Source organism: Bradyrhizobium sp. UFLA05-153, from assembly GCF_054185185.1.
Window position 1 is genome coordinate 40,562 of the sequence record NZ_JBBIAM010000029.1, and the last position, 22,184, is coordinate 62,745.

The following is a 22,184-nucleotide window of genomic DNA, read 5'->3' on the forward strand; positions in this document are numbered from 1 at the left end:
TGCTATTTCATCCGCTTGTCGGCGGCGATGAAATCGATGAAGGTCCTCACTTTCGCAGAGAGATATTTGCGGCTCGGATAGACCGCGAACAGTTTTCCGACGAAGATGATCTGGTCGGGCATGACGTGCTCGAGACGTCCGGCCGCGATGTCGTCAGTGACCAGCCATTTCGGCAGGAAGGCGAAGCCCATGCCTTCGAGCGCTGCCATGTGAAGCAGCGTTTCGTTGCCGCTGCGCAGCACCGGGTTCAGCTTGACGGTCTCGGTGCCGCGCTCGCCTGTAAAGGTGAAGCTCTCGCCCGGATATAGCGCGTAGTGCAGCAGCGCCTGGCCGGAGAGATCGGCCAGCTTGGTCGGCCGACCAGCGCGCTTGAGAAAGGCGGGAGCTGCAACCATGTAGAACGGGACACTGGAGATCGGACGCGCGATCAGCGCCTCGTCGGGCGCGCCCGTCGCGCGCAGGGCGAGATCAAAGCCCTCCTCGACCAGGTTGACCAGCCGCCCGCTGAGATCGACGTCGAGGCGCACCTCGGGATAGCGGGCCTGGTATTCCGCCAGCACGCCCGCGAACGTCGCATTGGCCATCCACACCGGCGCGGTCAGCCGCAGCACGCCGCGCGGGACGACGGTCGCCTTGCTGACGGCGGCTTCGACCTCGTCAAGCGAATCGAGCATCTGGCGCGCTTGCTCGAAATAGAGCGTGCCGCTCTCGCTCAGACTCACGCGCCGACTGGTCCGGTTGAGCAGCCGCGTGCCCAGCCGCCTCTCGAGCTGCATTACGTGCTTGCTCGCCATAGCGGGCGAGATGCGCAGGCGCTGGGCCGCAGTCGCAAAGCTCTTCAGCTCGGCGACCAGGCAAAACACCCTCATGCTGACCAGAGAATCCATGAGATCATCAACATCCGGGAAAGCAACCCATACCGGAATGCATAATGATCAAAGATGGTGAAACTATCAAATGGTGGTAACCCACTGATCGGAGAACCACCATGTCGACCACCGCTCTCGAAACCGCCTCGCCGGGCCGCGCCCTTCGCATCGGCCTCTGGATCGCCCAGGCCCTGATCTGCTTCGCCTTCACCTCAGCCGGGCTGGTCAAGCTGCTCACGCCGATCCCGCAGCTTGCCGCCATGATGCCCTGGGCCGGCGAATATTCGGAGGGCTTCGTTCGCGTCATCGGGCTGATCGATCTCGCCGGCGGCATCGGCATTCTCCTGCCGGCGCTGACGCGCATCCTGCCGCGACTGACGGTGCTGGCCGCGCTCGGCTGCACCGTGTTGCAGGTGTTCGCGCTCGTCTTCCACATCTCACGCGGCGAAGCCGCGGTCACCCCGCTCAATTTCATCCTGCTGGCGCTCGCCGTCTTCGTGCTGTGGGGACGCGGCCGCAAGGCGCCGATTGCTGCGCGTCAGTTCTGACACGGACCTTGCGGCGCCAACGATGGTCCTTTCCAACCCCTTGTCACGCCGCGGACTGATCGCGGGCGCCTCGATCTTGACCGCGGCCGGCTCACGTGCTGCGGCCAAGGAGGATCGCCTCGTCGACGGCGTGGTGATCCTCATCGACAGCAACGAGCCCTATGTCATGGGGCATGCGATCAGCTACTCGGCCAATCTCGCAAAGCATTTTGCCGAGCGGGGCACCAAGCTCATGATCGAGGTCGTCGCCAACGGCAAGGGCATCGAGGTGTTTCGCGCGGACAAGACAGCGCTCGCCGAGCCGCTGGCCGGCTTACGGCAATCGCTGCCGAACCTCAGCTACAGCATGTGCGCATCCTCCAAGGCGATCGCGGAGGCGAAGGAGCAGATCACGATCCCGCTGATATCGGGCGCGACGCTCGTGCCGTTTGGCATCGGACGCGTCGTCGATCTCCAGCTCCGGGGCTGGGCCTATGTCCATGCGTGATGCGCCGCCTCGTGTGAACCGAGCCGAACTGACGCGGCGCGCGATGCTTTTGGCAGCACCAGCGCTGGGATTGGCACGCCTGCATCCTGCTCGTGCGGAAAATGGCCCGTGGCCGCCGGTGTTCGAGACCGGACGCAGCCAGTTCACCGTGGTGCGGCCTCGCGCGCCGATGCCACCACTTCGGTTACAGGATTTGCGCGGCAAGGACATCGTGCTGTCGGCGAAGCCGGGGCGCGTGACCCTCATCAATTTCTGGGCGACCTGGTGCGCGGCCTGCCGCCTCGACCTGCCGGTCATGGCAAGCCTCGCGCGATCAAGGGTCAATGGCCTCGACGTCCATGCGATCTGCACCGACACAAGGGATCTCGGGAAGATCACGCGCTTCCTCGGCGGCCTCAACACACAGAATCTCCTCTTCTACGTCGATGCCCATGGCGTCGCCGTCGCGGCGAGCGATCCGGCTGAGGCGACCTTCAGGTTGATCGGCATGCCCATCACCTATCTCGTCGGGCGAAGCAATCGCATCGAGGGTTACATCACCGGTGCCGCCGACTGGCTGTCGCCGGCAGGCACAGAGCTGCTGCAATTCTATCGCGAGCAGGCCTAGGGCATGCACTCATGAACTTAGTCAGGTCTGCTTCAAAGACGACTATCACGCCAACATTGATGAAGGTCGCCTTTGGGCAGCCATACTTACACTCGATGCGACGCTCTGAAGTAAGCTCGAGATGGAAGAAGCCAGCACCGGACCTGAACCCATGCGGGATTTCCGGAGACTTATAGTGAACAGTTCAAATGCTGCCTCTGTGGCTGGGGCTGTGTGGAATTCGTGGTGGGAATATCTCTAATCGAAGAGGGAGAACCCCATGAAAAGCCAGTTCTTGATTGCGACAGCCGTTGCCGCCATCGGACTCGTGACTACCAATCACGCCGATGCGTGCGCGTTGCATCTTCCAACGTTAAAACTTACGGGCTTCCAGATCTCCCGGCCGCATCAACCAGCATTGCTGGGCGCGACCCAGGTGGAGGAGAGTACGGCTGGTATGCCCGACGCCGTGCTCGCGCACGATCACAACCGGGCCGATCTGTCGAAGTGGTTTGAGAACCTTCATGACCGAAAGGGCGATCTGTGCTGCGATGGTAGCGAAGCGATGCATTTGTCCGAAGTAGATTGGGCGACTAATGGCAACCATTACCGCGTCCGCGTGCCGACAACGCCTTGGGGCTTCGAGCGCGCGATGGCCGGCGCCACCAACGTGGAAACCGAGTGGGTGTACGTGCCCGACGAGGCTCTCATCGATGAGCCGAACAGGGCTAACATGACGATGGTCTGGCCGCTATACGGCCCGATGGGTGTGAGCGTTCGCTGCTTCATGCCGGGAACGATGACGTGAAGCACGTCGTTTGTGTTGCGATCCTGCAATCCTAACGCCGATCACGGTCTTTGCCGTGGGAAGCGGACGTTTGTAAGTACCCCTTAGCGGATAGCCTTATCGGTTGCGCCAATCGCGCGGCCGGCAGCCAAAACGCTGCTTGAAGCGGCGCGTGAAGTGGGAGAGGTCCGAAAAGCCCCAGTCGAACGCGATCGTGCCGATCTCGCGCCCCGCGATGGCCCGATCCCGCAAATCCGCCGCGGCGCCGTCGAGGCGGCGTTCCATGATGTAGTCGGAAAACGTCGTGCTGGACCGCTCGAACAGCTTGTGCACGTAGCGCTCGCTGATGCCGACGGCGCCTGCGACCGCCGCGACCGTCAGCCCTGGCTCGCGCAGCCGTTCGTGGATCGCACGGCGCAGCGCGAGCACCGTGGCATCGGCAAAGCTCGCCGCCTCCGCGACTTGCGCGCGCGAGCGGCGCGACAGGCTCAGCGCGACGAGATCGAGCAGCACGCCGAACAGGCGCACGCTGTCCTCCTCCGTCATCCGCAAAGCGCCGGCGTTGAGCGAGCGCGCCGTCTCGATGATGAGATGACCGACATGGGGATCATCGGAGACGCGCTCGGCCTCGAAATCGAAGCCCGGCGGCAGCCGGTCGCGCAGCGCGCGCGAGGGCACCCAGAACGAAGCGACCTCCAGCGTCGGGCCGCGGTCATGCAGCAGCCTTACCTCGCGGTCGCTGTCGCAGATGCCGACCTGGCCGCGCGACAGGCTGACGTCGCGATTCCCCTGCACGATGCGGCAGCGGCCGGCGAGCTTGAAGTTGAGATAGAAGCAGCTCTCGTTCGAGGCCGCGATATCGCTGCGCGAGCGATGCACCGTATGCTCGGGAAACACCACGCGGTTGACCGCACCGGCGCCAAACCTGATCGTCTCCACCTTCGCCGGAAAACATGACGTCGTCGCCGATTCCGGCGTCAGGTTCATGAACGCCTGGCAAATTGCCTCGCGGTAGAAGGAAAACTGCTCGGCCGGACGCGTCTCGGCCGTATTCCAGACGAAGTGCCGCGGCCGGCTTGCTGGATTGACCTGCTCCATCAGTTCGCTCCGAGACCAATCCGGTTCAGCGCCAGCCAAGCGGACCGATCGCCGCCGGCTCAATATGGCTGCAACAAAGACAACGACCGACGTTCAGTCGGCAAGGGTTTCGGCCGGTGATTGCCGCGCCGATCTAACCATCCTTGCGGAGGAGCCACAATATGTCGACCTACGTCCTCGTCCACGGCGCCTGGCACACCGGGTCCGAGCTCGAGCCCGTCGCCGCCCCCATTCGGGCCGCGGGCCACACCGTTCATACGCCCACAATCAAGGGTAACCGGCCCGGCGATGCCAAGACCACAGGGCTCAAGGAGGCGATCCAGTCCATCGCCGATTATCTCGCCGAGAACAATCTGAAGGACGTGATCCTGCTCGGCCACTCCTATGGCGGGATGGTCATCACGGGGGTCGCCGACCTCGTGCCGGAGCGGATCCACCGGCTGATCTATTGGAATGCCTTCGTCCCCAACAACGGCGAGTCGCTCAACGACCTGGTGCCGTCACACTATCTCGGCCTGTTCGAGGCGATCGCCGCCGAGCGCGGCGACGGCTCGGTGGTGCTGCCATTCCCGATCTGGCGCGAGGCGTTCATCAACGATGCCGATCTCGAACTGGCCCAGCGTGCCTACGACATCCTCAATCCGCATCCCCTCAAGACCTTCAGCGACAAGATCGAGTTGAAAACCAACCCGGCCGAGATGCAGCTGGCGAAGTCCTACATCAATTGCACCGAGGATACCGCGCTGCCGCACGGCTATCCCTGGCATCCGCGGCTGTCGGAGAAGCTCGGGCTGTTCCGCCTGGTGCAGGTAGCTGGGAGCCACGAATTGTGCTTCTCCGATCCCGCCCGGCTGGCACGCGCGATCATGGAGGCCGGACGGGACTAAACCTGCTGCGTCACAAGACCATCATGGTGAGGAGCGCGGAACGCCCGTCTTCGGACGACGCTCCGCATCGCCGAGCGAACCATAAGGCCCGGTTCTCACCCGCGGCCATCCTTCGAAATGCCGCTCGTCGCGGGCTCCTCAGGATGAGGACGTGTGCTTGTGACGCAGTAAAGTTAACGCGCGTCCGTCAAAAGCGAGACGACCTTCGCGATTTCCTGCGCCGCCGGCTTCGGCGGCACGGCCCTTGCTTGGTCGCAAACGAATTCAGATCGGCGGAGGCAAGCTCTCCTTGTCACGTGCGGCTCCCCGCCATACGCTGCCCTTCATCGACAGCCGCCATCTGGTTTCGTTTGCGTCAGGTCAGGAGAATAGAGAATGGTTCACGTCTCGCGCCGGAAACTGCTTCAGCTTGCTGCTGTTGCGCCATCGGCACTTCCCGTTGCATGGACGTCGGTTGCATCTGCCGCGAGCGGAAAGAAGATCCTGACTGCGGTGATGCAATCAGACCTTCGCGTCACCGATCCCGGCTTCACGACCGCCATCATCACCCGCGACCATGGCTACATGGTCTACGATACGCTGCTGGGCATCGATTCCAGCTTCAAGGTGCGGCCGCAGATGGCCGACTGGAAGGTCTCCGACGACAAGCTGACCTACACCTTCACCTTGCGCGACGGCTTGAAGTGGCATGACGGCCCGCCGGTGACGGCGGAGGATTGCGTCGCCTCGCTGAAGCGCTGGGGCACGAGCGTCGACGGCATGGCGCGCAAGCTGATGGATTTCACGGCAGGCATCGAAGCCCCCGATGCCAAAACGATCGTCCTCAAGCTGAAGGAGCCCTATGGCCTCGTGCTGGAGACGATCGCCAAGCCATCGTCGATCTGCGCCTTCATGATGCCCAAGCGGCTGGCCGAAACCCCGATCAGCAAGCAGATTCCGGAGCAGATCGGCTCCGGCCCGTTCAAGTTCGTGGCTGCCGAATTCCAGCCCGGTGTGAAAGCCGTTTACGAAAAGAACACCGACTACGTGCCGCGCAAGGAGCCGGCCGAATGGACATCGGGCGGCAAGGTGGTCAAGGTCGACCGTGTCGAGTGGCTGACGATGCCGGACGCGCAGACCGCGCTCAACGCGCTGCAATCCGGCGACGTCGATTTCGTCGAAACGCCGCCGTTCGACCTGCTGCCTGTGCTCGAGTCCAACCCGGACATCAACATCGCAATCCTGAACAAGTTCGGCTTCCAATCGTTCGGCCGGATGAACTTCCTGCATCCGCCGTTCGACAATGTGAAGATCCGCCGCGCCGCGATGCTCGCGATCAACCAGAAGGACGTGCTTGACGCGCAGATCGGCAATCCCAAATACTACAAGCTCTGCGGCGCATTCTTCATCTGCGACACGCCGTTCGCCAGCGACGAGGGCGGCGAGACCCTGATCAAGGGCAACGGCATGGCGGAAGCCAAGAAGGCCTTGGCAGAGTCCGGCTATGACGGCACGCCCGTCGTGATCCTGGCGCCGGGCGACCAGATCCTGCTGAAAGCGCAGCCGATCGTGGTCGCGCAGCTGCTGCGCGAGGCCGGTTTCAAGGTCGATCTCCAGGCAATGGACTGGCAGACTGTGGTCACCCGCAGGGCCAACCAGAAGCCGCCGAAGGAAGGCGGCTGGAACATGTTCTTCACCTATCAGGGCGCCGCCGACTCGATGAATCCGCTCGTCAATGGCGCGATGGTAGGCAAGGGCAAGGAGGGCGGCTGGTTCGGCTGGTCCGAGGATCCCAAGCTCGAGCAGCTGCGCGACGCCTTTGCCCGCGCCACCTCACCCGAAGAGCAGAAGAAGATCGCGCTCGACGTGCAGAAGGAAGCCTACGAGCAGGTGATCTACGTCCCGCTCGGCCAGTTCCAGGCGCCGAGCGCATGGCGCAAATCGCTCACCGGCGTGATCGACGGCCCGGCGACGCCGTTGTTCTGGAATGTGGACAAGAATGAGTAGGCGCCGGCGCAACTGATACGAGGACGCAGCGTCCGCGATCGAGCTGTGCTCCCTCGCCCCGCTCTTGCGGGGACGAGACGAGCTTCGCTCGCTCTGTGAGGGTTGGGGTGAGGGGCTGCTTCCGCAAATGCGGTGACAGTCGGACGCGCGGAGAGTCCCCCTCACCCGCCGCGCGTTCCGCGCGTCGGCCTCTCCCCGAAAGCGGGGCGAGGCGAAATACAGCCGAAGTCGCGCTCCTTATTTCGGATGCCACCAGCGGCCACCGATGACGACGCCTTCGGAGGCGATTTTCTGGCTACCCGTCAGGTGCTCGCCGACGACGTCGACATAGTCGAACTGCCCTTCGCGAACCGTGATCAGCGTGGCGTCGCCGACGCTGCCCACCTTGAGGCTGCCGAGCTCCGGGCGCCGAAGCGCCATCGCGGCGTTGACGGTCGAAGCCGCGACCACGTCGGACAGCGACATCCCCATGCACAGGAATTTCGACATGGTCGTCACCTGATCGAAGGCCGGCCCGTCGATGCAGAGCAGATGGATGTCGGATGAAATCGTGTCCGGATAGAAACCGTTCGCCAGCATCGCGCGCGCGGTCTTGAAGGCGAACGAGCCCTTGCCGTGGCCGATGTCGAAGATCACACCGCGCTCGCGCGCCTCCAGCACCACCTTCTTCACCGTGCCTTGCGCGGTCGCAGGCGTATTGGGGAACGGCCGGAAGGCGTGGGTGAGCACGTCACCCGGGCGCAGCCGCGCGAGCACCTCTTCATAGCTCGGCGGCGGATGGTCGATATGCGCCATCAGGGGCATGCCGACCTCTTCGGCCACTTCGAGCGCGATATCGAGCGGCACGATCCCCGAGGTACCCGAGGCGTGCAGGCCGACGCGCACCTTGATCCCGACGATGAGGTCGCGGTTTGCATCCGCCACCTTGGCGGCATCGATGGGGTTCATCAGCCGCAGCTCCTCGCTCTCGCCGACCATCACCTTGTGCGAGAAGCCGAAGATGCCGGCATGCGAGACGTGCAAATAGGCGAGGATGCGAACCTGGCTCGGCTCGATCACATGCTTGCGGAAGCCGGCGAAATTGCCGGGGCCGGCGCTGCCGGTGTCCACCGCCGTGGTGACACCGGAGAGACGGCAGAATTCTTCTGCATCGATGCCGAGCGAGGTGCCGCCCCAATAGACATGGGTGTGCAAATCGATCAGGCCAGGCGTCACGATGTAGCGAGAAACGTCGCGCACATCGGTCCCCGGATCCGCCTTGAGCCCGCTGCCGATCGCCGCGACCTTGCCGCCCGCAAACGCGACATCCGTTACCGCGTCAAGCTTCTGCGAGGGGTCAACGACCCGTCCGCCACGCAGGATCAAGTCAAAAGGCATCGTCATCTCCGGGGGTCACAAGGCTTGCAAGGAACAGGCATCGGCCAGGCCGGAAGGTTTACTTCCAGCCTGGCCGTTTCCTGTTAGCAATCTTCGCGCCGGCTAAGCAAATCGGAGGCGGCCTGTGATCACTGGCCGTTGGCCTTGCGGGCCGCCTTCGGCGCCTCGTCCTTCAGCCGCTCCAGCGCATCCGGCATCATGCGGCCGAACATCGAGCTCAGCATCGCGGTCGGGATCAGGCCCGCATTGCCGGTCTCCTGGCCCGGTCCGCCGGACATCAGGAATTGCGGCACCAGCGGCTGGTTGATCCGGGTCAGGGCTTCCGCGAACTTCGTGAAGTTCTGCTCGGCCAGCCGGAACTCCGGACCGCCATAGGCCTCGACCGAGAGCTTGGTCGCCTGCGCGTTGGCGGCGCCGATCGCGAGCACCCGGTCGGCCTCGCCCTGGCCCTCGAGCCGCGACTGCTCGCCGACCGCGGCTGCCGTCACCTTTCGGGTCTCGGCGTCCTTCTGCGCACGGGCGAGCGCGGCGGCGCCCTCGTTCTCGTTCACCTTGATCTGGATCAGCGATTGCGTCAGCGCCGACTGCGCGGCCGCCGTCGCCTTGGCCTCGTTGAGAGCGCGCTCCTGCACCGCGGCCTTCTCCTGCTCCTGGTAAGTCTCGATCTGCTCGCGTGCGATCTGGCGCGAGCGGAGCTGGATCAGGATGTTCTCGATGGTGTGATCGCCGCAGGCGGCGCGCGGCGTACCGATCAGGACCTCCTGAAGGTCGAGCGAATAGCTTGCGAACTTCGCCTTCATCTCGGCCGCAGATTCCTCCTGGACCGACGCCCGGTTCTGGAGCAGCTCGATCAGCGTCATCTTCTGCGCGATGTTCTTGAAGAACGCGCTGACCATCGGATCGAGCGTCTGCTCGACGAGCTTCTTCACGTCGCCCAAGCGCTGGATGATCATCGGCGCCTTCTTGTAGTCGATATGCATCACCACCGAGAGCGGCAGCGTCGGCTCGAACGCGTCCTTGGTGATCAGCGAGATCTCCGACAGGTTCTCATCGAGCTTCATCGCACCGACCTCGCCGCGCACCCATTTCAGGATGAAGTTGACGGTCGGGATGATCTCGATCTTGCCCGCATAGGTGTTGAACGCGTATTTGCCGGGCAGCAGCGGATCCCGCCAGACGCCGCGGCCACCGTTGAGGACGAGCTCGCCATGGCGATACTGCTCGCCCGACACGTCGTCGGACTGCGGTCCGGTGTAGAAGATGACGACACCGACATTGCCGACCGGGATCACAGTCTTCGGCACCGCCTCGACGGTCGCGAACAGGCGGTTGATGTACCAGGTGCCCTCGACGATGATCTGGAGCTGCCGGCCGCGATAGCCGCCGGCCCTCAGGAATTGCTCGGGCTCCTGGAAATTGTTGTGAAAGGTCTCCCAGTCGCGCAAGTCGACGCCGACCTCGGGCGCGATGATCTCGCCAGGCGGCAGCGACGGGCCGTCATGCACGGTGACGATACCGACGAGGTCGTGATCGGCCGCGAGCACGACGGGCGCAAAGCCCCATCGCTCGGCGATCGTAAGCTGCATCGCGTCGAGCACGCCGCGCTCCTGTTCGCTCAGGGCATGACCGTAGACGCGATCGTCGGTGATGATCGCGAACTGCGTCGTGTTGATCGCATAGGTGCCTTCGCGCAGGATCTTGCGCTGCGGTCCCTTCTGCCCGCCACCGAGCAGGAATCGACGCGCGTCCTCGAAGTCCGACTTGTCCTCGGTGTCGTTGGCGCCGAGCACTTGCGAAGCGCCGAGCGGCGCGCCGTCGCGCGCGAACACATAGGCGATCTTGCCCTGTCCGACCGTGACGAGGTCCGATTTATGGATCCGGTACATGAACGGAAAGAACACGTGCAGGCCGCCGCGCAGCACTTCCGGCTCGTAGCCGGCTTCGCCGTTCAGCGCGATGAAGCCGCCTTCGATCGAGCCCTTCGTCGTCCACAGCTTCTCGACGATGCCGACCTGGTTGTTCGGGATATAACGAAAGATATTGGCAACGCGCAGCAGGATCAAAAACGCGACCGCTGCCGCGGCCCAAAGCGCGGGCTGGATCAGCCAGGCGCCATTGAAACCATTGAAGTCCATAGTTCATCTCCACAATTCGCAACTGGGCGACTTTGTTAACCAAAGCCACACCCCAGAATTGCGGGAGGCGAGATGTGAATACGGAGCCCGGTCTGCAAGACGAATGTCGCGTAAAGCCGTGCCAAACTTTTTTTATTGGCTACTTGACGGGCGGCGCAGAGTGAGAAAGGCGGCCGGTTCTGAAAAACCGCATTTGAGAATGGCGATCCCGGGATGACTCGAACATCCGACCTACGGTTTAGGAAACCGCCGCTCTATCCGGCTGAGCTACGGGACCGCGGAACCTGCAACGGGTGCAGGCACTTGGGGTCTCCATAGCAGAGCAGCTCGCAAATCGCCAGCGCTGCGATGCATCCAAACGGCGGCAATCCGGCGGTCTCAATCATGCTCCTCGAGTTGGGCCGCCGTGCCGTGAACCGGGCAATTCGCGTCAGGCGCGACCAGCATCCCGGACGGCTCCAGCTCATCCGTCTTGGAGTCGTGCGAGAACACCTGGCAGGTGCAGCCGAGCTCGATCGCCTCTGCCGTTCCAGGTTTTGGTAGCGCGCCGTCCGGCGTTGCAGGTACTCGCATCAGGACCTCCCGCCTGTTGGACGTCCGCATCTCCCCGCAATGCGAAACATTGGCCATCGTCAATCGTTTCATCAGCGCTCTAATATCTCCCAATCCACGGGGAGCGCCACCATGATCGAGAGCATCAGCGCCATCACGCTTGCCACCCATGACATGGCGCGCGCCGTCGGCTTTTACCGTTCGCTGGGCTTTGAGATTCTGCACGGCGGCGAAGCCCAGGCGTTCACGAGCTTCCGCGCCGGTCCAGGCTATCTCAACCTGATCGCCCAGCCGGCGGACAAGCGCTGGTCCTGGTGGGGCCGCGTCATCTTCTACGTCGCCGACGTCGATGCCATCCATCAGCGCGCGCTCACGGCAGGATGGCAGCCATCGACCGCGCCGCGCGATGCCGAATGGGGCGAGCGCTACTTCCATCTCACCGACCCTGACGGCCACGAGCTCAGTTTTGCAAGGCCGTTGTCCTGACCCGATAAGTCACGCCCGCTGACGTTCCCCAATGGGCAGGTGCGCCGTCTCAGCCGCTGTGGCAAGGTCGTGCGGTTTCCTCATGCGAGAATTGTATCAGGCTCTAACCAGGGAGGACGACCATGGTGGCCTATGTCGTGCTGGGAAACTTCACTGATCAGGGAATCCGCAACGTCAAGGACTCGCCGAAGCGGGCCGACGCTTTCAAGGAAATGGCCAAGACGTTCGGCGTGACCGTGAAGGAGCTCGTCTGGACGCAAGGGCGATATGACTTTGTGACCCTTCTGGAGGCTCCAGATGAGCCGGCCGTGATGTCACTCAGTCTCAGTCTCGGCGCACTCGGCAATGTCCGTACCGAGACACTGCGCGCGTATTCGGCGGCGGATATGACGAAGATCGTCGGCAAAATGCTCTGAGATTTGAGTTCGCGTGGGCGCGACTGCAGCGGACCGGGATGGCGATCCCGGAGCCGCGGCCTCATTGTCGTCAGTCGGCATGCATCCGCAGCTTACCGATCCGAGGGGCAGCCCGACGTTCTATTTTGCTACAGACAGACGCACGGCCGCCACGAGGCTGTCCTTAAACTCGCCCTTCAAGGTAACAAACAAGCTCGACCATTTCCGGCTCTTGAACTCGCAGCCGCCCCGTGGACAATATTCTTTATCTCGATAGTCTCCGAAAACGACGCCAAGTAGGGTCATTCGACGACCCCACAGACGAAACAGGGCGCTACCCGATGCCCCGACTTCGAACTCGCAGTTCGTTTCAAATGTCTGCCAATCCCTTACGTCGCGTATTTGGCACTCCTGTATCGTCTTGTTGAACGGCCCGTCCTTGTCCGTCTTTCCTGTGGCTTCGATATCATAACCGACAACCGCCAGGACACGCTCCAGCTCCACCAAAATTTCGGGCTGTTCATAGATTTCGTATGGCGTCACGTCTGCGGGAAATGCGAGTTTTGCGACTGCCCAATCGGCGCTACCCTGTCTCGGTGCACTGTCGATGCATGGGCCCATCCATAGGGTCGCTGACAAGGGAACGGTCCGCATCTGCGCTCCCAAATAGTACTCGAATGTACACTTGTCAGGCGACGTCCGAGGCTTGCAAGTGTCCCGAAACGCATGAGCTACCGTCGTGATCACGTCGCGCGCTCCGGTCACTTGAGCGCTACTAGCTCCACCGGGACACCGTAAGATTCCACTTGCCGCAAAGCGGCTTCCAACCTCATCTGCAGAGAGACTGTTTGCTTCTGCGTACCCCTCTTCCGTCATTCGCCGGTTTCTATCCGCCAAGGCAACAGTGACTATCGGCTGCATGGGATGATCGTTGATAGTTTCATGGCCGTTGTAGAAGGACGCTGACACGCGGTCGGTACCAAGTCGCCGCATCTCCAATGAACCAACCTCGTTGTTTCCAGAAACAAGAAGGAGAACGCAAGGCAGGATGAACGCGCAATTCCTCATCACTTGAAGTAACCCCGGCATAAAGAATATGAGAGAGCTTTGGCTGAAACAAAGGGTGTGAAATCGCTTTCGAAAGCAGCAACGGCCGACTTCGTTTTTGCAATCCATCTCGTCTTCTTGGTGGCACCGTAATCGTGCGCTCACGGGACGAAGTGTAACAGCCCGAGCCGGGCCTTCAAGGCATCCTCAGCTCAGCGGTCCGCGGTGCAGCCGGGCAGATCGAACAGCGCCGTGAGCCCGCATTTCGAAGTCAGCATCTTGTCGCCGTCGTGACCGATGCCGGCGACGTCGAACAGCTTGTGATTGGGCGTGCCGTGGTCGCGTCCGGCCATTGCGTCCGCATAGGCGTGGCCGCGGGCGTAGCGATAGGGTCCTTGCGCTTTCGCCATGCAGCTGTTGTCGAGCGCTGGATGCTCTGGATTGGTGTCGAGCGTGCCGAGCAGATAGATCACCTCGCGCTCGACATAGCGCTGCTCGAGCGCGGCGGACGTTGCATCGCTCAGATAAGGCGGGCGATCGTTCATACCGTATTTCCAGTTGTCGTAGCCGGGACAGGAAGCGGCGATCGACGGCTCCGGCCGCTCCGCGCTGAAATATGCGTAGGACGATGGATTGGCGACGACGTAGCGCACCTCGATGTGTTGGCGCGACAGTTTCGCTTCGCCCCTGCCTGCGATGGCATAGCGCTGCGCGACCTGGCCGCCGCCGGAATGACCGGCGACCACGACCTGCTTGAGATTCGGGAAGATGCGCCGGTCGCCAAACCTGGCGAGGATCGCATCGAGCGCCTCGAACGAGGAGGCCGGGCTCGGTGCGAGCGCGGCCTCGCCGCCCTCCCACCCCTCCAGCGACCAGCGCAGCGTCTCGTCAGGCAACTTGTACGCATCGATATCGACCTGCGCCAGAAACTGCGGAACGATCATGATGGTGGCCCGGCCCTCGTCGCCGGCCGCCGCTTGCGCCGTCCGCGCCGACTTGTAATAGACATCCGCATTGCGCAGGCGCCCGTGCAGCACGATGACGGCGCGGGTGATCGATGGTAGCGGCAGCGCCCAATCGCTGGAGAGATAAAGTGGCAGGACGGCGTGATCGCCGACCGCAAGGCGCGCATCGGCGACCGCCTTCACCGGCGCAAGGTTGGGCGTGGCCTCATCGGCGGCATTCGCGTGACACGACAGCAGCGCCAACGCGATCGTTGCGACAAATGTCCGCCATTTCATTGCCAAAAATCCTCTCCGCGCGAAGGCTTGACTTGAAGCCCTCTTGACTTGAAGCCTTCTTGCAACTCTTTGCGCATCGCGTGCCATGCCGCTGTGACTGGCCGGCCACGTCAAGCAAAAAATGTCAGCAATGCAGCCATGAAAATGTCGGGTTCCATGGGTGACAAGTGGCTGGAAACAGGCGAAAATTCGACTGAATCAGTTGAGTTCCACAAAGATTGCATCTGTTGAATGTCGTTCGTGATCGCTTCGCGTAGCGCGAGATTGTTGCTTGGCTTGACTGCAGGGCTCGCCCTGCTGATGCCCGCGCATGCCCATGCGCAATGGTGGAAACGCGCGCCGGGCGATTTCGAGGAATGCGCCGACCGGGCCGAGAAATACGCAACCAGGCAGGAGAAGACGGCGGCGCTCGCCGAGTGCAACGCCAAATTCGCCGGCCGCCGCAAGGCGGGTGGCGGGTACACCTACTACGACTTCCTCCAGGATCGCAGCTTCGATATCGCCGGTCCCAATCCGACGCCGGAGGAACAGAAGAAGATCGACGAATCCTACGCCGCCTATCTCGCCAATCAGCGCCGTGCCAACCTGGCTGCCGAAGCCGCCACCAAACAGCAGCAACAGCAGGAGCAACGGCAACAGCAAGTCCAGCAGGTTGCACTCCGCACCGAGGCCGAGCGCGTGCCGGTTCCGGTCGAGCGGCCCAAACAGCCGCGGCCGAAGGCATGCACCAAGGGCTCGTTCTCCTGCGAATGGCCGCGGCTGTCGGAGAGCTTGAACGAACTGAAGAAGCTGTTCAGCCCCACGCCGAGCAAGGCGAAGAAGGGGTGAAGCCCTCGCGCCGTCCCTGCGAGCCGGGGTCGGGCACTCTCCTTACCCTCCGCCGTCATCGCCCGACTTGATCAGGCGATCCGGTATTCCAGAGACGACTTTGATTGAATCGATAGGCCGCCGCGTACTGGATTCCCCGCTTTCTCGGGGAATGACAGCGGAGCGTGTAGCCTCGAGCCTCGTCCAACTGGCCTTGATAAGCCACAACATCCTGCGGCGCATCAGTTCGTATGCTTCTTCCTGGTCCGCTTCTGCGTGGTCGCCGGCGGATTGGTCGGTGCAACCGTCGTCGTGCCGCTTGGCGCCGATCGGCTCTCCTGCAACCGCCTGTCGTAGCCGGGCGACGGTGTGACGGTCGGCGGACGGGCCTGCGCGAGGGTGGATGCACCGCAGAGCATCGCAACCGCAATCGCCATCATCGGAACGGGTTTCATCGGCATGCCTCCGGTCGGACCGGCTCTCACCCACCGCCCCGGATCTGCTGCGGCGTCAGGCGCGGCGGGCCGTTGCCCGCGCTCTCAGCCTGCCTGATCAGCGCAGCAATGCGGCGGCACAGCGGCACGTCCACGCCGTGCTGGTCCGCCAGCGCGATGATCGCCCCTTGCAGATAGTCGATCTCGGTCTTGCGTCGCTGCTTCAGATCCTGCCACATCGAGGAGCGTGCCTCGGGATCGATCTTCATGGTCCGCCCCAGGATCACGTTGAAGATCATGTCGGGCAGTCGCAGCAGGGTCGGCGTCCAGCGCGGCGGTATCGGCGTCGCCGACACCGGGTTGATGCCAGCCGCCGTCATCGCCGCAAGCCCCTCGGCCATCTGGTCCGCGAACAATCTTCGCCAGTCCCGGTTCGCAAGCTGCGCGGCAAGCGGCATGTCGGACAACGCGCTGAGCGCATTGTTCAGATTGATGACCAGCTTGCCCCATTGCACGCCGGTGATGTCCGCGCTCGCGCGCATCGCGAGCCCCGGCACGGACAGCGTCGCAGCGGTATCGGCCTGATCCTTCTCGACATGAATGTCGCCGGAGGTCGAACGGTGGAAGCGCCCCTCGCCCATCGCGATCACGTTGAACGGCACCATGCCCGCGAGCACGCGCCGCCCCGGCAGCTTGTCGCGCAGGATTTCCACATTGCCGACGCCGTTCTGCAAGGAGACGATGACGGCATCGTCCGGCGCGTTCCGGGTGATCAGCTCGGCGACCTCAGTCGTGTCGGCGCTCTTCACCGTCACCAGGACCACGCCAACACCGTGAAAAATCGAGGCATCTTCCGACAGCGCGAGCTGGCCCGCGGAGAGCCGCCGCTCGGATCCGTCGAAATCGGTCAGGCGCAGGCCGAACCGCTCGATCTCGGTCTTCACCCGCGGCCGCACCAGGAGTGCCACGTGGCGGCCGGCAGCCGCGAGCATGCCGCCGACGAAGCAGCCGATGGCCCCCGCGCCCGCCACGGCGATCGGTCGATCCGTCACCATTTGCTCCTGAAACCGCTTGCCGCTTTCGACAGCGGCGTTGACCAGACCTTCATGATTTGACCTTCGATAGCAAAGGCCGCGCCGCTTGCCCATCGGCCGCTGCGGTTGCGGTGCGACCGCCTTGTAACCGTCATGAGAGCCCCATATGTTTTCGCCCCGGGGGGCAGGTTCAGCGGCAGGAGAGCACCATGGGTCTACTCGACGTCCTCAACGGCATGCAGAACGGCCCGCGCGGGTCAAGCACGCCGAGCTCGCAAAGCTCGCAAGAATCCTCCGGCGGCATGTCGCCGATGAGCATGGCAATCCTTGGTCTGTTGGCGTGGAAAGCGTTCAAGCATTTGACGGCAGGCCAGGGTGGCGCGGCGCCGCAATCGTCGCCACTGCCGCCGCCCACGCCGGCGAATGCGGGCGGGCAAGCGCTTCCGGGCGGCGCGCCCGGCGGCGGCGGGCTTAGTGATGTGCTGAAGGGCGGCCTCGGCGGCCTGCTCGCGGGCGGCGCGGCCGGCAGCGTGCTCAGTGGCGGGCTCGGCGATCTCCTCAACCAGCTCCAGCAAGGCGGTCATGGCGAAACCGCGAATTCCTGGGTCGGCAAGGGCGAGAACAAGCCGATCGCACCGGGCGATCTCGCCAATGCGCTCGGCGCCGACCAGATCCAGAGCCTGTCAGCCCAGAGCGGCCTGTCGCGTGACGAGCTTCTGTCCGGTCTCAGCCAGTATCTGCCGAAGGTGATCGATCACCTGACGCCGGATGGACGGCTGCCGACCGAGAACGAGCTGTCTGGCCGAATCTGACCGAGCTCTGACGTCAGTCGTATCGTTGCTGCAAGGGGAGTTGCGAACATGGGCGGGATTATCTGGGTCATCATCGTCGGTTTCGTCGCCGGCCTCATCGCGCGCTGGCTGATGCCGGGACCGAAAAATCCGCAGGGCTTCATCCTCACCACCGTCCTCGGCATCGTCGGCGCGTTTCTGGCGACGTTTATCGGCCAGGCCATCGGCCATTACAGCCTGGACCAGGGTGCCGGCTTCATCACCGCCACGATCGGCGCGGTGGTGGTGCTGTTCATCTGGCACCGCCTGGTGGCAAGCGGCGTGATCAAGGGTTGACGCCTATACTCCGTCATTCCGGGGCGATGCGTCAGCATCGAACCCGGAATCTCGAGATTCCGGGTTCACGCTTCGCGTGTCCCGGAATGACATCAATCACGTAATCAAATGCAGACCGGCATCCATGCGCACGATCTCGCCGGTCATGTTGCTGGAGGCCGGCGTCGCCAGGAAGCAGACGAGCTGTGCGATGTCGTCGGCGCTTGAGGCGACGTTGAGCGGCACCTTCGCGACCACGTTGTCGCGGACCTGCTTGGCGGCATCCTCGCCCCGGCCTTTGGTGAACCAGGGCGTGTCGATATAGCCGGGGCAAACGGTGTTGACGCGGATCAGCGGCGCAAGCGCGCGCGCCAGCGAGAGCGTGATGGTGTTGAGCGCGCCCTTGCTTGCGGCATAGGCGATCGATGACCCGACGCCGCTGATGCCGGCAACCGAGGAGACGTTCACCACCGCCGACGCCCGCCCCGAGGCGTTCGCGCCGGCCTCGAGCAGCTTGCGCGCCGCACGCACCATCTGGAACGGACCGATAGTGTTGACGCCATAGAGCCGCTGAAAATCTTCGGCCGACAAACCGTCAAGATTGGCGTGAGCGACGTGCTTGGTCGTGCCGGCATTGTTGACGAGCGCGTCGAGCCGGCCCCAGGCCTCCGCCGCCGCGACGATCCTGCGGCAATCCTCGTCGCGCGAGACATCGCCCTGTGCGATCACGACCTCGGCTGCGCCTGCCTTGCGGCAGACCTCCGCGGTGGCCTCGGCTTCTTTCTGGCTCGACGAATAGTTGATGACGAGCCGCGCGCCGCCGCGCGCGAGAATTTGCGCGGTCGCAGCTCCAAGACCGGATGCGGACCCCGTCACGATTGCGCACAAGCCGTCCTTTGCCATCCGGTTATCCTCTCTTGTCTTCAATGCCAGCGGTCCTGTTTAGCGAGTTTGCGGACGGCTGCAAATCGATCAAACTCCGCTAAGCGGAATTAGTCTTTTGGCCCATGCCCGCGCCGCAGGCGGACCTGCGATCAACGCTTGTCAGGGCCGTGGCTTTTTCCGATCATCGGGCGCAAGAAGAGAGCTGCGCACCCGCTCAAAAAGACGGATGCGCCAAGGACAAGACACGGGGAACGCTGTGGCGGAGAGTGACAATATCGTCGTCGAGACTGCGGAGAAGATCTTCGCCGATCTCGCCGATCCGCAAACCATCAACAACGACAAGAAGGACGCGTGGAAAGCGCCGCTCTGGCAGGCGCTGAGCGAGGCCGGACTGCCCCTGGCGTGGGTGCCGGACGATCTTGGCGGCTCCGGCGCGAGCCTTGCCGATGGATTTGCGCTGCTGAATGCGGCCGGACGTTTTGCGATCGCGGTTCCCCTCGCCGAAACCATGCTCGCCGGCTGGCTGCTCGCGCAGGCGAAGATCGCCTCCCCCGAGGGCGAGATGACGGTGCTGCCGGCGAGCCCGAAGGACCGCATCACCCTCGATCCCGACGGCTCGCTCTCCGGCCGCGTCCGCGGCGTGCCCTTTGCGAAAGCGGCCAAGCATTTTGCTGTGCTGACGCATGACGCAAGCGGCGTATCCATCGCGCTGGTCGATGCCGGCAAGGCTAAGGTCGAGGCCGGGCTCAATGTCGGCTACGACGACAGCGATGTCGTAACGCTCGACAAGGTCGCGCCCATCGCAATCAAGCCCGCGCCAAACCATCTTGACCAGACCACGGTGATGTTGATGGGAGGCGTCGCGCGCAGCCTCCAGATTGCGGGCGCGCTGGAATCCATGCTCGACATTTCCGTGCGCTATTCCAACGAGCGCGTCGCGTTCGAAAAAAAGATCTCGAAATTCCAGGCGGTGCAGCACAACCTCGCAAAGCTCGCAGGCGAATCCGCCGCGGCGCTGGCCGCTGCGACCTCCGCCGCCGATGCAATCGCGAACGCGACTGCCTTCAACGACGAGGTCTATCTCGAAGCCGCCTCCGCAAAAATCCGCTGCGCGGAAGCCGCCGAGAAGGGCGGCGCCATCGCGCATCAGGTGCACGGTGCGATCGGGTTCACCATCGAGCACATATTGCATCGCTATTCGCTGCGGGCGCTGGCCTGGCGCGACGATTTCGGCTCGGAGAGCTACTGGGCCGTCGAGCTCGGCAAGCTCGTTGCTGCCAGAGGCGCCGATGAATTGTGGCCGCTGGTGGCGTCACGCTGAGTTCAGGGAACGAGACACATGACTGCTGCCCTCCGTTTCGATCCGATCCGCCTGCCGCCCAAATGCGAGGAGCTGCGCAAGGAAGTGCGCGCCTTCCTCGCCGAAGAAATGGCCCGCGGCACCTTCAACCCGTTCAAGCCCAATCGCGAAGACACCGACGTGCCGGAATTCTCCCGCCGCGTCGGCGAGCGCGGCTGGATCGGGATCACCTGGCCGAAGAAATATGGCGGCCATGAGCGCTCCTTCCTCGAGCGCTACGTGGTGACCGAAGAGATGCGCGTTGCGAATGCGCCGACGCGTCGCTTCTTCGTCGCCGACCGGCAGAGCGGACCGATCCTGCTGAAATACGCGCCGGAGCACATCAAGATGGACATCCTGCCGCGCATCTGCCGCGGCGAATTGTGCTTTGCCATCGGCATGAGCGAGCCGAATTCCGGCTCCGACCTGTTCGCCGCGAAGACACGCGCGACCAAGACCGACGGCGGCTATCTCATCAACGGCACCAAGATCTGGACCTCGTCGGCGCACATCGCCGACTACATGATCGCGATCTTCCGCACCTCGCAGCCGACCAAGGAAAACCGCCGCCACGGCCTGACGCAGTTCCTGGTCAAGATGAAGCAGCCCGGCATCAAGGTGAACCCGATCGGCCAGATCACCGGCCAGTACGAGTTCAACGAGGTCGTCTTCACCGATTACTTCATTCCGGATGATCACGTGCTGGGCGAAGTCGACGGCGCCTGGAAGCAGGCGACATCCGAGCTCGCTTACGAGCGCTCGGGTCCCGAGCGCTTCCTCGAAACCTATTACGTGCTGACCGAGCTGGTACGCGCGGTCGGCAACGATCCGGATACTCGCAGCGCCGAAGGCATCGGCCGCCTCGTCGCGCAGCTCCACACCATGCGGCGCATGTCGGTCTCCGTTGCCGGCATGTTGCAGGCCGGCAAGGAGCCCGTGGTCGAAGCCTCCATCGTCAAGGACATCGGTACGGTGTGGGAGCAGCAACTGCCGCATCGCGTGCGCGATCTCGCCGCCTTCGTCGAGGAGACCGCCAGCAATCGCGAGACGCTGGAGCGGCAGCTCGATTTCGCCATCAAGACCGCGCCGAAACTCACCATCCAGGGCGGCACCACCGAAGTGCTCCGCGGCATCATCGCCCGCGGACTTGGTTTGCGCTAACGAGGATCATCATGAGCAGCTACAAGGATATCGGCGTCGAGAAGGTCGGGCACGTCGGCACCATCGAGATCCGCCGCCCGCCGCTCAACTTCTTCGACATCTCCCTGATCAACCAGATAGCGGACGCGCTCGACGAGTTCGATCGCGACATCGAGATCCGCGCCTCCGTGCTCTCCGCACAGGGGAAGGCGTTCTGCGCCGGCGCCAATTTCAACGACCCGGCGCGGCAGGAGCAGGAGGCGCGCGCGGCAAAAGGCGATCCGGCCGATAGCCTCGGGCCGATCAACCATCTCTACATCCAGGCCGTACGCATCTTCCGCGCCAAGAAGCCGATCGTCGCCGCCGTGCAGGGCGCTGCCATCGGCGGCGGGCTCGGGCTCGCGGTCTCAGCGGATTTCCGCGTCACCTGCCCGGAGGCGCGTTTCTCCGCGAACTTCACAAAACTCGGCTTCCATCCGGGCTTTGGCCTGACGGTCACGCTGCCCGAGCTGATCGGCAAGAACAACGCCGAGCTGATGTTCTACACCAGCCGCCGCGTCACCGGTGAAGAGGCCTACAAATGGGGCCTCGCCAACGAGCTGGTGCCGCAGGACCAGGTCAAGCCGGCTGCGATGAAGCTGGCGAGCGAGATCGCCGAGTGCTCGCCGCTCGGCCTGCTCTCCACCCGCGCCACGATGCGCGCAGGCCTCGCCGACCGCGTGATGGCCGCAACCAACCACGAGCTCGCCGAACAGTCGAGGCTGCGCGCGACTGAAGATTTCAAGGAAGGTGTCAGGGCGACGGAAGAGCGAAGGGTCGCGAACTTCAAAGGGCGGTGATTGCATTCTTCCTTCTCCCCTTGTGGGAGAAGGTGGCGCGAAGCGCCGGATGAGAGGTTCTATCCGCGCATTCGCTGCAACAGAGTTGTACGCGGAAAGAACCCCTCACCCGACTGACA

Annotated in this window: 24 protein-coding genes and 1 tRNA gene; 14 read left to right on the forward strand and 11 right to left on the reverse strand. The window is 63.4% G+C overall.

The window, feature by feature from the left end; all coding sequences use genetic code 11:
• Positions 1-2: 2 nt before the first annotated feature.
• Positions 3-887 carry a LysR family transcriptional regulator gene (locus Q2941_RS19135; RefSeq protein ID WP_458193425.1) on the reverse strand — a complete coding sequence of 295 codons (885 nt, stop codon included), beginning with the start codon at positions 885-887 and terminating at the stop codon, positions 3-5.
• Positions 888-988: 101 nt separating this feature from the next.
• Between Q2941_RS19135 and Q2941_RS19140 the strand changes: the two genes are divergently transcribed.
• From Q2941_RS19140 to Q2941_RS19155, 4 genes are all read left to right on the forward strand, one after another.
• The gene (locus tag Q2941_RS19140; protein ID WP_458193426.1) at positions 989-1,417 is read left to right on the forward strand and encodes a DoxX family protein; all 429 of its coding nucleotides are present in this window, start codon (positions 989-991) and stop codon (positions 1,415-1,417) included.
• A 22-nt stretch (positions 1,418-1,439) separates the two neighbouring features.
• On the forward strand, positions 1,440-1,904 hold the full coding sequence (locus tag Q2941_RS19145) for a DsrE family protein (protein ID WP_027526471.1): 465 nt from the start codon (positions 1,440-1,442) through the stop codon (positions 1,902-1,904).
• Positions 1,905-1,917: 13 nt separating this feature from the next.
• Positions 1,918-2,511, forward strand: coding sequence for a TlpA disulfide reductase family protein (locus tag Q2941_RS19150; RefSeq protein ID WP_027526472.1), 594 nt, complete (start codon positions 1,918-1,920; stop codon positions 2,509-2,511).
• 259 nt (positions 2,512-2,770) lie between these two features.
• Positions 2,771-3,298, forward strand: coding sequence for a hypothetical protein (locus tag Q2941_RS19155; RefSeq protein ID WP_458193427.1), 528 nt, complete (start codon positions 2,771-2,773; stop codon positions 3,296-3,298).
• Positions 3,299-3,394: 96 nt separating this feature from the next.
• Here Q2941_RS19155 and Q2941_RS19160 read toward each other — a convergent pair whose 3' ends face one another.
• Positions 3,395-4,375 (reverse strand): helix-turn-helix domain-containing protein, encoded by a 981-nt coding sequence (locus Q2941_RS19160; protein WP_027526474.1) that lies wholly within the window; start codon positions 4,373-4,375, stop codon positions 3,395-3,397.
• A 161-nt stretch (positions 4,376-4,536) separates the two neighbouring features.
• Between Q2941_RS19160 and Q2941_RS19165 the strand changes: the two genes are divergently transcribed.
• Positions 4,537-5,262, forward strand: a complete 726-nt coding sequence (locus tag Q2941_RS19165) for an alpha/beta hydrolase (protein WP_458193428.1) — start codon at positions 4,537-4,539, stop codon at positions 5,260-5,262.
• Between the two features lie 375 nt (positions 5,263-5,637).
• On the forward strand, positions 5,638-7,248 hold the full coding sequence (locus Q2941_RS19170) for an ABC transporter substrate-binding protein (RefSeq protein ID WP_027526476.1): 1,611 nt from the start codon (positions 5,638-5,640) through the stop codon (positions 7,246-7,248).
• A gap of 237 nt (positions 7,249-7,485) precedes the next feature.
• Here Q2941_RS19170 and Q2941_RS19175 read toward each other — a convergent pair whose 3' ends face one another.
• The 4 genes from Q2941_RS19175 to Q2941_RS19190 all read right to left on the reverse strand — a co-directional run bounded on the left by Q2941_RS19175 (position 7,486) and on the right by Q2941_RS19190 (position 11,333).
• Positions 7,486-8,625: an amidohydrolase/deacetylase family metallohydrolase gene (locus Q2941_RS19175; protein WP_458193429.1), complete on the reverse strand. Its 1,140-nt coding sequence runs from the start codon at positions 8,623-8,625 to the stop codon at positions 7,486-7,488.
• A 128-nt stretch (positions 8,626-8,753) separates the two neighbouring features.
• Positions 8,754-10,760 (reverse strand): SPFH domain-containing protein, encoded by a 2,007-nt coding sequence (locus Q2941_RS19180; RefSeq protein WP_458193430.1) that lies wholly within the window; start codon positions 10,758-10,760, stop codon positions 8,754-8,756.
• A 200-nt stretch (positions 10,761-10,960) separates the two neighbouring features.
• A tRNA-Arg gene (locus Q2941_RS19185) sits at positions 10,961-11,037 on the reverse strand.
• A gap of 101 nt (positions 11,038-11,138) precedes the next feature.
• Positions 11,139-11,333 (reverse strand): hypothetical protein, encoded by a 195-nt coding sequence (locus tag Q2941_RS19190; protein ID WP_156944667.1) that lies wholly within the window; start codon positions 11,331-11,333, stop codon positions 11,139-11,141.
• A gap of 111 nt (positions 11,334-11,444) precedes the next feature.
• On the opposite strand from Q2941_RS19190, the gene Q2941_RS19195 reads away from it, so the two are divergent.
• Positions 11,445-11,798: a VOC family protein gene (locus Q2941_RS19195; RefSeq protein ID WP_027526480.1), complete on the forward strand. Its 354-nt coding sequence runs from the start codon at positions 11,445-11,447 to the stop codon at positions 11,796-11,798.
• 122 nt (positions 11,799-11,920) lie between these two features.
• Complete coding sequence (locus Q2941_RS19200) at positions 11,921-12,214, forward strand: GYD domain-containing protein (RefSeq protein ID WP_027526481.1); 294 nt, start codon at positions 11,921-11,923, stop codon at positions 12,212-12,214.
• Between the two features lie 120 nt (positions 12,215-12,334).
• Here Q2941_RS19200 and Q2941_RS19205 read toward each other — a convergent pair whose 3' ends face one another.
• The gene (locus tag Q2941_RS19205) at positions 12,335-12,847 is read right to left on the reverse strand and encodes a hypothetical protein (protein WP_458193431.1); all 513 of its coding nucleotides are present in this window, start codon (positions 12,845-12,847) and stop codon (positions 12,335-12,337) included.
• A 605-nt stretch (positions 12,848-13,452) separates the two neighbouring features.
• On the reverse strand, positions 13,453-14,481 hold the full coding sequence (locus tag Q2941_RS19210) for an alpha/beta hydrolase (protein ID WP_458193432.1): 1,029 nt from the start codon (positions 14,479-14,481) through the stop codon (positions 13,453-13,455).
• Between the two features lie 231 nt (positions 14,482-14,712).
• On the opposite strand from Q2941_RS19210, the gene Q2941_RS19215 reads away from it, so the two are divergent.
• Positions 14,713-15,309: a hypothetical protein gene (locus tag Q2941_RS19215; RefSeq protein WP_458193433.1), complete on the forward strand. Its 597-nt coding sequence runs from the start codon at positions 14,713-14,715 to the stop codon at positions 15,307-15,309.
• A 221-nt stretch (positions 15,310-15,530) separates the two neighbouring features.
• On the opposite strand, the gene Q2941_RS19220 is transcribed toward Q2941_RS19215, so the two are convergent.
• Positions 15,531-15,743 (reverse strand): hypothetical protein, encoded by a 213-nt coding sequence (locus tag Q2941_RS19220; RefSeq protein WP_458193434.1) that lies wholly within the window; start codon positions 15,741-15,743, stop codon positions 15,531-15,533.
• A 26-nt stretch (positions 15,744-15,769) separates the two neighbouring features.
• Positions 15,770-16,777, reverse strand: a complete 1,008-nt coding sequence (locus tag Q2941_RS19225; protein WP_458193435.1) for a 2-dehydropantoate 2-reductase — start codon at positions 16,775-16,777, stop codon at positions 15,770-15,772.
• Positions 16,778-16,965: 188 nt separating this feature from the next.
• Here Q2941_RS19225 and Q2941_RS19230 point away from each other — a divergent pair, with 188 nt between their 5' ends.
• Positions 16,966-17,568, forward strand: a complete 603-nt coding sequence (locus Q2941_RS19230; RefSeq protein WP_458193436.1) for a YidB family protein — start codon at positions 16,966-16,968, stop codon at positions 17,566-17,568.
• Between the two features lie 48 nt (positions 17,569-17,616).
• Positions 17,617-17,883 carry a GlsB/YeaQ/YmgE family stress response membrane protein gene (locus Q2941_RS19235; RefSeq protein WP_027526488.1) on the forward strand — a complete coding sequence of 89 codons (267 nt, stop codon included), beginning with the start codon at positions 17,617-17,619 and terminating at the stop codon, positions 17,881-17,883.
• A gap of 96 nt (positions 17,884-17,979) precedes the next feature.
• Here the strand turns inward: Q2941_RS19235 and Q2941_RS19240 are convergent, their stop codons facing one another.
• Positions 17,980-18,765 (reverse strand): SDR family NAD(P)-dependent oxidoreductase, encoded by a 786-nt coding sequence (locus Q2941_RS19240; protein ID WP_458193437.1) that lies wholly within the window; start codon positions 18,763-18,765, stop codon positions 17,980-17,982.
• A gap of 238 nt (positions 18,766-19,003) precedes the next feature.
• Between Q2941_RS19240 and Q2941_RS19245 the strand changes: the two genes are divergently transcribed.
• Genes Q2941_RS19245 through Q2941_RS19255 form a run of 3 tightly spaced genes read left to right on the forward strand, consistent with a single transcriptional unit; the run spans position 19,004 to position 22,065 of the window.
• A complete protein-coding gene (locus Q2941_RS19245; RefSeq protein WP_458193438.1) occupies positions 19,004-20,068 on the forward strand; it encodes an acyl-CoA dehydrogenase family protein in 1,065 nt (354 codons plus the stop codon).
• A gap of 18 nt (positions 20,069-20,086) precedes the next feature.
• A complete protein-coding gene (locus tag Q2941_RS19250; protein WP_027526491.1) occupies positions 20,087-21,247 on the forward strand; it encodes an acyl-CoA dehydrogenase family protein in 1,161 nt (386 codons plus the stop codon).
• 11 nt (positions 21,248-21,258) lie between these two features.
• Entirely contained in the window at positions 21,259-22,065 is an 807-nt protein-coding gene (locus Q2941_RS19255; protein ID WP_458193439.1) for an enoyl-CoA hydratase/isomerase family protein, read from the forward strand.
• Positions 22,066-22,184: the final 119 nt, after the last annotated feature.

Coding starts and splice junctions, on each gene's coding strand:
- Q2941_RS19195 (WP_027526480.1), top strand. CDS start 11,445: ATGATCGAGAGCATCAGCGCCATCACGCTTGCCACCCATGACATGGCG.
- Q2941_RS19200 (WP_027526481.1), top strand. CDS start 11,921: ATGGTGGCCTATGTCGTGCTGGGAAACTTCACTGATCAGGGAATCCGC.
- Q2941_RS19140 (WP_458193426.1), top strand. CDS start 989: ATGTCGACCACCGCTCTCGAAACCGCCTCGCCGGGCCGCGCCCTTCGC.
- Q2941_RS19205 (WP_458193431.1), bottom strand. CDS start 12,847: ATGCGGACCGTTCCCTTGTCAGCGACCCTATGGATGGGCCCATGCATC.
- Q2941_RS19155 (WP_458193427.1), top strand. CDS start 2,771: ATGAAAAGCCAGTTCTTGATTGCGACAGCCGTTGCCGCCATCGGACTC.
- Q2941_RS19210 (WP_458193432.1), bottom strand. CDS start 14,481: ATGAAATGGCGGACATTTGTCGCAACGATCGCGTTGGCGCTGCTGTCG.
- Q2941_RS19190 (WP_156944667.1), bottom strand. CDS start 11,333: ATGCGAGTACCTGCAACGCCGGACGGCGCGCTACCAAAACCTGGAACG.
- Q2941_RS19135 (WP_458193425.1), bottom strand. CDS start 887: ATGGATTCTCTGGTCAGCATGAGGGTGTTTTGCCTGGTCGCCGAGCTG.
- Q2941_RS19180 (WP_458193430.1), bottom strand. CDS start 10,760: ATGGACTTCAATGGTTTCAATGGCGCCTGGCTGATCCAGCCCGCGCTT.
- Q2941_RS19220 (WP_458193434.1), bottom strand. CDS start 15,743: ATGAAACCCGTTCCGATGATGGCGATTGCGGTTGCGATGCTCTGCGGT.
- Q2941_RS19165 (WP_458193428.1), top strand. CDS start 4,537: ATGTCGACCTACGTCCTCGTCCACGGCGCCTGGCACACCGGGTCCGAG.
- Q2941_RS19225 (WP_458193435.1), bottom strand. CDS start 16,777: ATGGTGACGGATCGACCGATCGCCGTGGCGGGCGCGGGGGCCATCGGC.
- Q2941_RS19170 (WP_027526476.1), top strand. CDS start 5,638: ATGGTTCACGTCTCGCGCCGGAAACTGCTTCAGCTTGCTGCTGTTGCG.
- Q2941_RS19255 (WP_458193439.1), top strand. CDS start 21,259: ATGAGCAGCTACAAGGATATCGGCGTCGAGAAGGTCGGGCACGTCGGC.
- Q2941_RS19240 (WP_458193437.1), bottom strand. CDS start 18,765: ATGGCAAAGGACGGCTTGTGCGCAATCGTGACGGGGTCCGCATCCGGT.
- Q2941_RS19175 (WP_458193429.1), bottom strand. CDS start 8,625: ATGCCTTTTGACTTGATCCTGCGTGGCGGACGGGTCGTTGACCCCTCG.
- Q2941_RS19145 (WP_027526471.1), top strand. CDS start 1,440: ATGGTCCTTTCCAACCCCTTGTCACGCCGCGGACTGATCGCGGGCGCC.
- Q2941_RS19160 (WP_027526474.1), bottom strand. CDS start 4,375: ATGGAGCAGGTCAATCCAGCAAGCCGGCCGCGGCACTTCGTCTGGAAT.
- Q2941_RS19230 (WP_458193436.1), top strand. CDS start 16,966: ATGGGTCTACTCGACGTCCTCAACGGCATGCAGAACGGCCCGCGCGGG.
- Q2941_RS19250 (WP_027526491.1), top strand. CDS start 20,087: ATGACTGCTGCCCTCCGTTTCGATCCGATCCGCCTGCCGCCCAAATGC.
- Q2941_RS19235 (WP_027526488.1), top strand. CDS start 17,617: ATGGGCGGGATTATCTGGGTCATCATCGTCGGTTTCGTCGCCGGCCTC.
- Q2941_RS19215 (WP_458193433.1), top strand. CDS start 14,713: ATGTCGTTCGTGATCGCTTCGCGTAGCGCGAGATTGTTGCTTGGCTTG.